This is a genomic window from Streptomyces scabichelini (genome assembly GCF_011045015.1).
Lineage (GTDB): Bacteria > Actinomycetota > Actinomycetes > Streptomycetales > Streptomycetaceae > Streptomyces > Streptomyces scabichelini.
On sequence record NZ_JAAKZY010000321.1, the window covers coordinates 1 to 9,050 of the forward strand.

The 9,050-nt window shown below is 70.1% G+C and carries 10 protein-coding genes and 1 tRNA gene; 5 read left to right on the top strand and 6 right to left on the bottom strand.

What is annotated here, in order from left to right:
* Window positions 1–1,187 (top strand): DoxX family protein (locus tag G5C60_RS47635; RefSeq protein ID WP_165270042.1); only part of this gene is annotated, 1,187 nt, incomplete at its 5' end.
* Between the two features lie 141 nt (window positions 1,188–1,328).
* Here the strand turns inward: G5C60_RS47635 and G5C60_RS47640 are convergent.
* The 3 genes from G5C60_RS47640 to G5C60_RS47650 all read right to left on the bottom strand — a co-directional run bounded on the left by G5C60_RS47640 (window position 1,329) and on the right by G5C60_RS47650 (window position 4,154).
* Window positions 1,329–2,060, bottom strand: coding sequence for a nucleotidyltransferase family protein (locus G5C60_RS47640; protein ID WP_165270044.1), 732 nt, complete (start codon window positions 2,058–2,060; stop codon window positions 1,329–1,331).
* 227 nt (window positions 2,061–2,287) lie between these two features.
* Window positions 2,288–2,770, bottom strand: a complete 483-nt coding sequence (locus G5C60_RS47645) for a hypothetical protein (protein ID WP_338146135.1) — start codon at window positions 2,768–2,770, stop codon at window positions 2,288–2,290.
* A gap of 247 nt (window positions 2,771–3,017) precedes the next feature.
* Window positions 3,018–4,154 carry an ABC transporter ATP-binding protein gene (locus G5C60_RS47650; RefSeq protein WP_165270046.1) on the bottom strand — a complete coding sequence of 379 codons (1,137 nt, stop codon included), beginning with the start codon at window positions 4,152–4,154 and terminating at the stop codon, window positions 3,018–3,020.
* 249 nt (window positions 4,155–4,403) lie between these two features.
* Here G5C60_RS47650 and G5C60_RS47655 point away from each other — a divergent pair.
* A tRNA-Thr gene (locus G5C60_RS47655) sits at window positions 4,404–4,477 on the top strand.
* A gap of 180 nt (window positions 4,478–4,657) precedes the next feature.
* Here the strand turns inward: G5C60_RS47655 and G5C60_RS47660 are convergent.
* Both G5C60_RS47660 and G5C60_RS47665 read right to left on the bottom strand, forming a co-directional pair.
* A complete protein-coding gene (locus tag G5C60_RS47660) occupies window positions 4,658–4,795 on the bottom strand; it encodes a hypothetical protein (protein WP_165270048.1) in 138 nt (45 codons plus the stop codon).
* Between the two features lie 24 nt (window positions 4,796–4,819).
* Entirely contained in the window at window positions 4,820–5,080 is a 261-nt protein-coding gene (locus tag G5C60_RS47665; RefSeq protein ID WP_165270050.1) for a hypothetical protein, read from the bottom strand.
* Here G5C60_RS47665 and G5C60_RS47670 point away from each other — a divergent pair.
* The 3 genes from G5C60_RS47670 to G5C60_RS47680 all read left to right on the top strand — a co-directional run bounded on the left by G5C60_RS47670 (window position 5,070) and on the right by G5C60_RS47680 (window position 7,663).
* Window positions 5,070–5,555: a MarR family winged helix-turn-helix transcriptional regulator gene (locus tag G5C60_RS47670; protein WP_165270052.1), complete on the top strand. Its 486-nt coding sequence runs from the start codon at window positions 5,070–5,072 to the stop codon at window positions 5,553–5,555. The two genes, G5C60_RS47665 and G5C60_RS47670, sit on opposite strands and share 11 nt — an antisense overlap.
* A 99-nt stretch (window positions 5,556–5,654) precedes the next feature.
* Entirely contained in the window at window positions 5,655–7,163 is a 1,509-nt protein-coding gene (locus tag G5C60_RS47675; protein WP_165270054.1) for an MFS transporter, read from the top strand.
* 47 nt (window positions 7,164–7,210) lie between these two features.
* Window positions 7,211–7,663: a pyridoxamine 5'-phosphate oxidase family protein gene (locus G5C60_RS47680; RefSeq protein WP_165270056.1), complete on the top strand. Its 453-nt coding sequence runs from the start codon at window positions 7,211–7,213 to the stop codon at window positions 7,661–7,663.
* Window positions 7,664–8,236: 573 nt separating this feature from the next.
* Here the strand turns inward: G5C60_RS47680 and G5C60_RS47685 are convergent.
* Window positions 8,237–8,989, bottom strand: a complete 753-nt coding sequence (locus G5C60_RS47685; protein ID WP_165270058.1) for an ABC transporter permease — start codon at window positions 8,987–8,989, stop codon at window positions 8,237–8,239.
* Window positions 8,990–9,050: the final 61 nt, after the last annotated feature.

Genomic DNA, 9,050 nt, shown 5'->3' on the forward strand with positions numbered 1-9,050 from the left:
CCCCCGAGACCCCCATCCTTCCCCAGATGCGCACGGCGGGCAGCGCGTACGAGGAGTACGGAGAAACCCCGTACGGGGAAGGCGAGTTCGAAGCCGGCGCGTACGACGACGAGGCCGACGGCGACGCCCCGCCCAGGCGGCACGGTGCCGACCCGGTCCGGCACGCGTACTACCCCGGCCGCCGCATGAACCTCGGCGTCGTCCTGCTCCCGCTGCGCGTCTTCCTCGGCTTCATCTCCATCTACGCCGGCATGGGCAAGCTCTGCGACCCCGTCTACTTCGACGGCGGCAAGCGCGGCTCCATGGTCAAGTGGCTCAACACGCTGCACCCCTGGGAAGTCGCCGAACCACTGCGCCAGTTCGCCCTGGAGCATCCCGTCGGCGCCGGACTCCTCATCGCCTTCTTCCAGGTGATCGTCGGCGTCCTCACCGTCCTGGGCCTGTGGCAGCGGGTCGCCGCTGTCGTCGGCGCGCTGCTGTCGGCCGCGCTCCTCCTCACCGTCAGCTGGAAGAGCGTCCCCGCCTACGACGCGCCCGACATCATCTACCTCGCCGCCTGGTCCCCGCTGATCATCGCGGGCGCCCCCGTCTACTCCGTCGACGGCCGCCTCGCGGGCGGCGCCTGGCGCAAGCTCGGACCGCGCGCCGACATCTGGGAACTGCGACGCCACGTCCTGCGCCGCGGCGCCCTCGTCAGCACCGTCGTCGTCGGACTCACCCTGCTCGTCGGCTCACTGCTCGGCGGAGCCGTCCGCGACGCCGACCGCGTGGTCGTCCCAGGACCCGGCGAGGCCCCGCGCAACGAACTCCCCGGCTCCCCGCTCCCCGAGAAGTCCGGCAGGGACGGCCGCAAGGAGAGCCCCTCGGCCGCCAACTCGCCCACCCAGGGCGCCACTTCGGCCAGCCCCTCGGACGCCGCGACCACACCGGGCGCGTCCCGCGACACGGCCACCGCGGGCGTCGGCCGGCCCAGCGAAACCCAGGGCGCCGGCCAGGCCCCGCCCCAGCAGTCGGCACCCCCACAGGCACCCAGCACCAGCGCGGGCCCGTCCTCCTCGGGCGGCGGCGGCACGGGCGGAACGGGGTCCACCGGAGGCACCGGCGGCGGCAGCGACTCGGGCGGCGGCTCGGGCGGCGGTTCCGGCGGCGGCTCGGACGACGCGCTCGTGGGCGGCCTGCTCGGGTAACACCCTTTCGCCGGTCCGGTACGGAGATACGGAGATGGGGCCTCGCACTTCACGAGTGCGGGGCCCCATTGGCGTACGTACGAGAAGTCGGCGGGAGGGAGAGCGGCGTACGTACGCGAGAACCGAGCCGGACGGCCGCGCTCAACGTCCCAGTGCCGCCAGCTCCTTCGCCGCCTCCGTGAGGTCCTTCGCGGTGTCGATGGCGCGCCAGTACGCGCCCTGGGGGATCGGATAGCCGGCCAGGCGGCGCTCGCGGGCCAGTCGCGGGAACGTGGTGCGCTCGTGGTCGCCGAAGTCGGGGAGCAGGCCCGCGAACTCGGGGGAGAAGACGTACACGCCCGCGTTGATCCCGTACGCGGTCGGCGGGGACTCGATGAAGTCCGTGATGTGACCGAAGTCGTCGGTCTCGACGGCGCCCCACGGGATCCGCGGTCGGGCCAGCGCGAGGGTCGCCACCGCGTCGCGCTCGGTGTGGAAGTCCGCCATGTCGCGCAGCGAGAAACGGGTCCAGATGTCACCGTTCGTCGCGTACCAGGGCCGGTCCGGGTGGGGCAGGTGCTTGGCGGCGAACTTGAGGCCGCCGCCGCGGCCCAGGGGCTCCTTCTCGACCACGGTGGTGACGCGGACGGGGAGCTCGGCCGACTCGAGCCACCGCTGGAGGACCTCGGCGAGATGGCCGCACGAGACGACCACGTCCCGCACGCCCTCCTCGGCGAGCCAGACCAGCTGATGGCCGATGATCGGGGTCCCGGTGCCGGGGATCTCGACCATCGGCTTGGGCCGGTCGTCGGTGTAGGGACGCAGCCGGGAGCCCTGGCCGCCGGCCAGGACAACGGCTTGAACGGGGCGCGACGCGGCGTTCGGATCGGTCATGACCGGAACTGTACGTCGCGCTCCGCGGGCTTGGCGGGTGGAGCTTGTGCGGGCTGGGCGGGTTGGTTGGCTGCGGGCCGGTGGGGGCTGGTCGCGCAGTTCCCCGCGCCCCTTACGGGGTGTCCGGCCGGTGGGGATTCTGCGGGCCGGTGGGGGTTGAGCGCGCCCACGCGGCGGAGCCGCATATCGATACAGCCCCGCGCCCCTGACGGGGCGCTCGCGCGTCCTCAGCGGTGCTCGGCGGCGACGCCTGTGGCGAACGACGTGTCGCAGACGGGGCGGGCGTAGGACTGGGCGCCGGAGAGGCCGTACTTGTGGACGGCGGCGCGGCCCAGTGCACGGGCGATGGCGGCGCAGTGCCTGGCGAGCGACGGGCGGCCGTTCACCGCCTCCTGGAGGTGCGTGAGCGCCACCTCCGGGTTCTTCTCCTGAAGCTCGAGCAGGAGCTTGTCGCGGAGCACCGCCTGCGGACTGCGGGCCGCGGCGCGCGAGGAGGCGTTCTCGGCGGAGGCGGCGAGCACCGAGGCCGAGGAGTCGCTCCCCGACCAGGGGACCCGGGCGACCGCGAGAGTCCCGGAGAGCACCAGGACGACGGGCAGAACGAGGGCGAGAGTACGGCCGATCCGCCGGGCCGGGCCGCGGCCGTGCCGCGTCGGTCGGCCGGCGGGGAGACGGCCGTGTCGCGTCGATGGGTTAGTGGAGTGCTTCACGCGAGCGAGGGTAGCGCGGGGTGATGATTTGGAGACATTTAGTAATCAGTTCGAGGGACGGACGGGCCTCAATTCCGGGTACGGCGTTGACGTACACGGATCGAAATGGCCAGTCTGCCGGGGTATTTGTCGACAACGAAACGACAACAAAAGGGGCCCCGCAGCAGGCTGCGGGGCCCCTTCCGTCAACGTGGGCGAATTCACCCGGTACGGGTGCGTCAATGCGCGTGCCCGCCGTACGCGTGCCTCAGTCGGAGAGGCGCTCACCCGTGGACGTCGAGAACACGTGGGTCTCGCCCGGACGCGGAACGACGTGCAGCGTGGCACCCTTCTCCGGGACCGCGCGGCCGCTGACGCGGACGACCAGGTCCTTGATCTCTTCGCCGACCTTGGCGCTGCCGTAGACGTAGCCGTCGGCGCCCAGCTCCTCGACGACGTTCACCGAGACGGCGAGGCCCGCCGGGGCGTCCTCCGACTCCTTGGTGAGGGCCTTCGCGGCGCCACCGTTCTGCTCGACGATGTCGAAGTGCTCGGGGCGGACGCCGACCGTGACGGTGCGGTCGCCCCGGTCCGCGGCGGCCGAGATGGCCTCCCGGTTGACCGGCACCACGCTGTTGCCGAACTTCACGCCGCCGTCCGTGATCGGGACCTCGACGAGGTTCATGGCCGGGGAGCCGATGAACCCGGCGACGAACAGGTTCGCCGGACGGTCGTACATGTTGCGCGGCGAGTCGACCTGCTGAAGCAGACCGTCCTTCAGTACGGCCACCCGGTCACCCATGGTCATGGCCTCGACCTGGTCGTGGGTGACGTACACGGTCGTGATGCCGAGGCGGCGCTGCAGCGACGCGATCTGCGTACGCGTGGAGACACGGAGCTTGGCGTCGAGGTTCGACAGCGGCTCGTCCATGAGGAACACCTGCGGCTCACGCACGATGGCGCGGCCCATCGCGACACGCTGCCGCTGACCACCGGAGAGAGCCTTCGGCTTGCGGGCGAGGTAGTCGGTGAGGTCGAGGATCTTCGCCGCGTCCTCCACCTTCTGGCGGATCTCGGCCTTGTTGACGCCGGCGATCTTGAGCGCGAAGCCCATGTTGTCGGCGACCGTCATGTGCGGGTACAGCGCGTAGTTCTGGAACACCATGGCGATGTCCCGGTCCTTCGGCGGCAGGTGCGTGACATCGCGGTCACCGATGTGGATCGAGCCGGAGTTCACGTCCTCGAGACCCGCGAGCATGCGCAGGGAGGTGGACTTTCCGCAGCCGGAGGGACCGACGAGGACGAGGAACTCGCCGTCCGCGACGTCGAGTTCGAGCTGGTCGACGGCGGGCTTGTCGCCACCCGGGTAAATGCGGGTCGCCTTGTTGAACGAGACAGTGGCCATGGTGATGGGCCCCCTTCTACCGGCAGGAACGTGCCGGACGATCCGTTGTGGAAGGTGGTGCCACTACGGGTGATTCCGTTGTGGTGTTGTGGTGTAGTCCACGCAGTGAACTGGGTCAGGACGGTACCTGGCGTTTGCGTGGTCTGTCAGTAGCTGGGGCACTGTGAACTTCGCGGAAATTTTCGACAGGGCCCGGCTGTGACGTGGGTACACTGCACGGGCACGCACGCGTGCAAGGCATGCGTGCACGCCTCCTTAGCTCAGTTGGTCAGAGCGCCGCTCTTGTAAAGCGAAGGTCGTCGGTTCGAATCCGACAGGGGGCTCGACGAAAGTAGAGGACCAGCCCGCAGGGCCCGTGAGCTTGTCGTTTCGGCTACGGTCCAGGGCGTGCGGGCTGGTCGCCGCAAGGGCGGTAGAACGTCACCGGCACCATGACAACTCGCGGTGCCAAGGCCACGAACGACTTCATCGGCGTCCGTTGGCATGCCGGGCCTGCAGAGGCGCTACCGGTCCTCCAGGTCCGCCGGCCTAGTCAGAAGTTCCTCCGCGCTGGGCTGCCCGTCATAGGCCGCGCGCCGCAGCCAGGTGCGCGTTCCCTCGGTGTCGCCCGACCTTTGAAGCAGGGCACCGAGTTCGATCATGACGTCTTCGTCGCCCGCGTCGGCCTACCAGGTCATGAGGTCGCGAAGATTCTGCCCGGCGTTCGAGCTCCCGGCGTTCATGGCCCGCCCCATCAGGCCGAGCGCGTGGCCGAGGCGTTGCGTGGGATGGGCGTCGAGTTCGCTCTCGCCACGGTGGGGGTTCTGGACGGCGCGCAGGGTGCTCTGGATGTGGCCGGTCCGTACGGCTCGCTGGGTCCAGGCCGGTCTCTTCTGGATAATCCGCCTCGGATCGACTTGCTCTACGCTGGCAGGTATGACCGCCATGACGCCCGCGCGCAGCGAACCGGATCTGTCGTTCCTCCTCGATCGCACCAGTCACGTTCTGCGGAGCAAGATGTCCGCTGCCCTCGCCGAGATCGGCCTGACTGCCCGCATGCATTGTGTGCTCGTCCATGCCTTGGAGGAGGAGCGCACCCAGGTTCAGCTCGCCGAGATCGGTGACATGGACAAGACCACGATGGTGGTGACGGTGGACGCGTTGGAGGAGGCGGGTCTGGCCGAGCGTCGCCCCTCCAGTAGGGACCGGCGGGCACGGATCATTGCCGTCACCGACGAGGGTGCCCGGGTCGCCGGGCGGAGTCAGGAGATCGTCGACCGTGTGCATCGCGAGGCCCTGGCCGCGCTTCCCGAGGGGGACAGGGAGGTCCTCCTGCGGGCTCTGAAGCGCCTGGTCGGTGACGGTCTGGCGACCCCTGTCGAGGCCCCGCGCACCGCCCGCCGGGCGCGCCAGTCCAGGTAGGCGGAAGTGGGGTCCAAAAAGCAAGACCGAAAGAAATAGTCTGCAACGAAACCATCTGCTACGGTCTCTCTTGTCGCCTCGACTGACAGGAGAGACCGCATGTTCGCCGCATCCGACTCCGCGCCGTCGCCCGCTTCTCCCGCCGCCCCGCGCTCACGCCGGCTCGCCCTCGGAGTCATCGCCACCGGGATGTTGATGATCATCCTCGACGGCTCCATCGTGACCGTGGCGATGCCGGCCATCCAGAACGACCTGGGGTTCACCCCCGTCGGCCTCAGCTGGGTCGTCAACGCCTACCTCATCGCGTTCGGCAGCCTGCTCCTGCTGGCCGGCCGGCTCGGCGACCTGATCGGTCGCAGGCGCATGTTCCTGGCCGGCACTGCCGTCTTCACCGCCGCCTCGCTGCTGGCCGGCGTGGCCGCCTCGCCCGCCGTACTGATCGCCGCCCGCTTCCTCCAGGGCGTCGGCAGCGCGATGGCCTCCGCCGTCAGCCTGGGCATCCTCGTGACCCTGTTCACCGAGGCCAGGGAGCGCGCCAGGGCCATCGCCGTCTTCAGTTTCACCGGCGCGGCGGGCGCGTCCATCGGCCAGGTCCTCGGCGGCGTACTCACCGATGCGCTCAACTGGCACTGGATCTTCTTCATCAACTTGCCGATCGGCATCGCCGCCCTCGCGATCGCCGTCCGCGTCCTGCCCCGTGACGTCGGTCTGGGCCTCAAGGCGGGCGCGGACGTCTTCGGCGCGGTTCTGGTCACCACCGGTCTGATGTTCGGCATCTACACCGTCGTCAAGATCGAGGAGTACGGCTGGACCTCGGGCCGCACCCTTGGCTTCGGCGCCCTCGCCGCCGTACTGCTCGCCGCGTTCCTCGTCCGTCAGGCCACCGCGAAGAACCCGCTGATGCCACTGCGGATCTTCCGCTCGCGCAGCGTCTCCGCCGCCAACCTGGTCCAGATCCTGATGGTCGCCGCGCTCTTCTCCTTCCAGATCCTCGTCGCCCTGTACCTCCAGAAGGTGCTCGGATACGGCGCCGCCGAGACCGGCCTCGCGATGCTCCCGGCAGCCGCCGTCATCGGTGCCGTCTCCCTGGGAGTCTCCGCCCGTCTCAACGCCCGCTTCGGTGAGCGCAACGTCCTGCTGGCGGGCATCGTGCTCCTCATCGGCGTCCTCGCTCTCCTCACCCGCCTCCCCGTGCAGGCCAGTTACGCCGTCGACCTCCTCCCGGTCATGCTGCTCGCCGCGGGCTTCGGCCTCGCGCTGCCGGCGCTGACCACACTCGGTATGTCCGGCGCGAGCGAGGAGGACGCCGGTCTCGCGTCCGGCCTGTTCAACACCACCCAGCAGATCGGCATGGCGCTGGGCGTCGCGGTCCTGTCCACCCTGGCCGCCTCCCGCACCGAGAGCCTCGTGGCGGAGGGCCGTACGGCGGCCGAGGCGCTCACCGGCGGCTACCGGCTCGCCTTCGCGGTGGGCGCGGGGCTTCTGGTCGTCGCCTTCGCCGTCGCCTTCACGATGCTGCGCCGACCCGAGCGGCAGGCCGCCCAGGAGCCGGCCGCTCAGGAGCCGGCCGCCGACACGCCGGATCCCGCCCAGGCCGCAGGCGTCTGACCGCCCTCTCACTCACGCACACGCCGACCACCAAAAGGCTGATCCCCATGAGCGAGAACACCGCCACCGAGACCACCACAGAGGCGGCCACCGGCACCACCAAGAACGACGGTCCGGCTCCCCGGGTGCTCACCGACCAGGAGCTCTCCCAGCTGCTGCGGCAGCAGCGGTTCGGCGTACTCGCGAGCGTCAGGAGCACCGGCCACCCGCACCTGTCGACCGTCCTCTACGACTGGAACGCCGAGGAGCGCGTACTGCGCGTCTCCTCCACCGCCGACCGCCTCAAGGTCCGCCAACTGCGCCGCGATCCGCACACCTCACTGCACGTCGGCGGCCCGGACGTCTGGTCGTTCGCCGTGGCGGAGGGCGAGGCGGAGGTAGTGGACCCGGCCGACGGGGCGGCCCCCGGCGAGCAGCCGCTGCCCGACCGGCGCGTGGTGATCCTGATCCGGGTCTCCCGCCTGTACGGGACCGTTCTGGACATCCCCGCCCAGGACTGAGGACCAGGACTGAGGACTCAGTGCGTGCGCCGGATCGCGGATGGATCGATGTAGCGCAGGGCGGAACAGGGCTGGATTCCAAGGCGGTCACCTTCAAACCGGCTCGATCCGAGGGCGGCCCGTACGTGGCACGGCCGACGCCACGCGATCCCTGGGGTCGATGCTGCTGAGCCACACCAGTGCCCCGCCGATCAAGCCGGGCTTGTCCCGCGTGGCCAGTGCCGGGGGCTTCGTTGTAGCGGGACCAGCGGCCCGGGTAGCCGGTCGCGGCGTCCAGGTACAGGCCCGAGGTGCGGTCGGCCGGGCCGTGGGAGACAACCGGAATCCAGGTTGGCTTCCACACCGTGATCCGGTCGTCTTCGGGGCGGGCGGCGTTGAGGGTGTCCTCGTGGGTCTGGGAGTCCATCCTCAGCCGGTAGGCGGCGGCCACGGCGTCCAGGGCCATCAGAGCCTCACCGCCCGGAAGGCACCCCCAGCCCCAGCCATTGACCCCGTCGTCGCCCGCCGTTGGCAACCACAGGACGTGCAGCTCGACGGGTATCCGGATCCCGAGGTCGCCCTCCAGGGCGGCGGTTACTTCGGGTCGCGGTTGAACTTCGAGGTCGACCAGAAGTAGCCGAGCACGGCCAGGCCGACGCACCAGGCGATCGCGAGCCATCCGTTGTTGCCGATCTCGGTGCCGAGCAGCAGGCCGCGCAGGGTTTCGATGGCGGGCGTGAACGGCTGGTACTCGGCGATCGGCTGGAACCATCCCGGCATCGCGTCGACCGGGACGAAGGTGCTGGAGATGAGCGGGAGGAAGATCAGCGGCATCGCGTTGTTGCTGGCTGCCTCGGCGTTCGGGCTGATCAGGCCCATGCCGACCGCGATCCAGGTGAGCGCCATCGCGAACAGCGTGAGCAGCCCGAACGCCGCCAGCCACTCCAGCGCCGTGGCGTCCGTGGACCGGAAGCCGATGGCCACCGCGACGGCTCCGAGGAGGACCACGCTCATCACGCACTGCAGCACGCTGCCGACGACGTGCCCGACGAGCACCGAAGGGCGGTGGATCGCCATCGTGCGGAAGCGGGCGATGATGCCCTCGGTCATATCCATCGAGACCGACACCGCGGTGCCGACCGTGGTGCCGCCGATGGTCAGCAGCAGGATGCCCGGGACGACGTACGCGATGTAGTCGGAGCGGTCCGCACCGCCGCCGCCGATGCCGGAGCTCATCACATCTCCGAAGATGTAGACGAAGAGCAGCAGCAGCATGATCGGCGTGAGCAGGAGATTCAGCGTCATGGACGGGTAGCGGCGCGCGTGCAGGAGGTTGCGGCGCAGCATCGTGTTCGAGTCGCGGACGGCGAGGGAGAACCGGGTCGGGCGGGCGGGAGCCAGGGGAGTA

Bases quoted from the DNA above. Each gene is read 5' to 3' on its own strand.
- G5C60_RS47650 (WP_165270046.1), bottom strand. From the start codon at position 4,154: ATGGCCACTGTCTCGTTCAACAAGGCGACCCGCATTTACCCGGGTGGC.
- G5C60_RS47670 (WP_165270052.1), top strand. From the start codon at position 5,070: ATGACCGCCATGACGCCCGCGCGCAGCGAACCGGATCTGTCGTTCCTC.
- G5C60_RS47680 (WP_165270056.1), top strand. From the start codon at position 7,211: ATGAGCGAGAACACCGCCACCGAGACCACCACAGAGGCGGCCACCGGC.
- G5C60_RS47685 (WP_165270058.1), bottom strand. From the start codon at position 8,989: ATGCTGCGCCGCAACCTCCTGCACGCGCGCCGCTACCCGTCCATGACG.
- G5C60_RS47665 (WP_165270050.1), bottom strand. From the start codon at position 5,080: ATGGCGGTCATACCTGCCAGCGTAGAGCAAGTCGATCCGAGGCGGATT.
- G5C60_RS47675 (WP_165270054.1), top strand. From the start codon at position 5,655: ATGTTCGCCGCATCCGACTCCGCGCCGTCGCCCGCTTCTCCCGCCGCC.
- G5C60_RS47660 (WP_165270048.1), bottom strand. From the start codon at position 4,795: ATGATCGAACTCGGTGCCCTGCTTCAAAGGTCGGGCGACACCGAGGGA.
- G5C60_RS47640 (WP_165270044.1), bottom strand. From the start codon at position 2,060: ATGACCGATCCGAACGCCGCGTCGCGCCCCGTTCAAGCCGTTGTCCTG.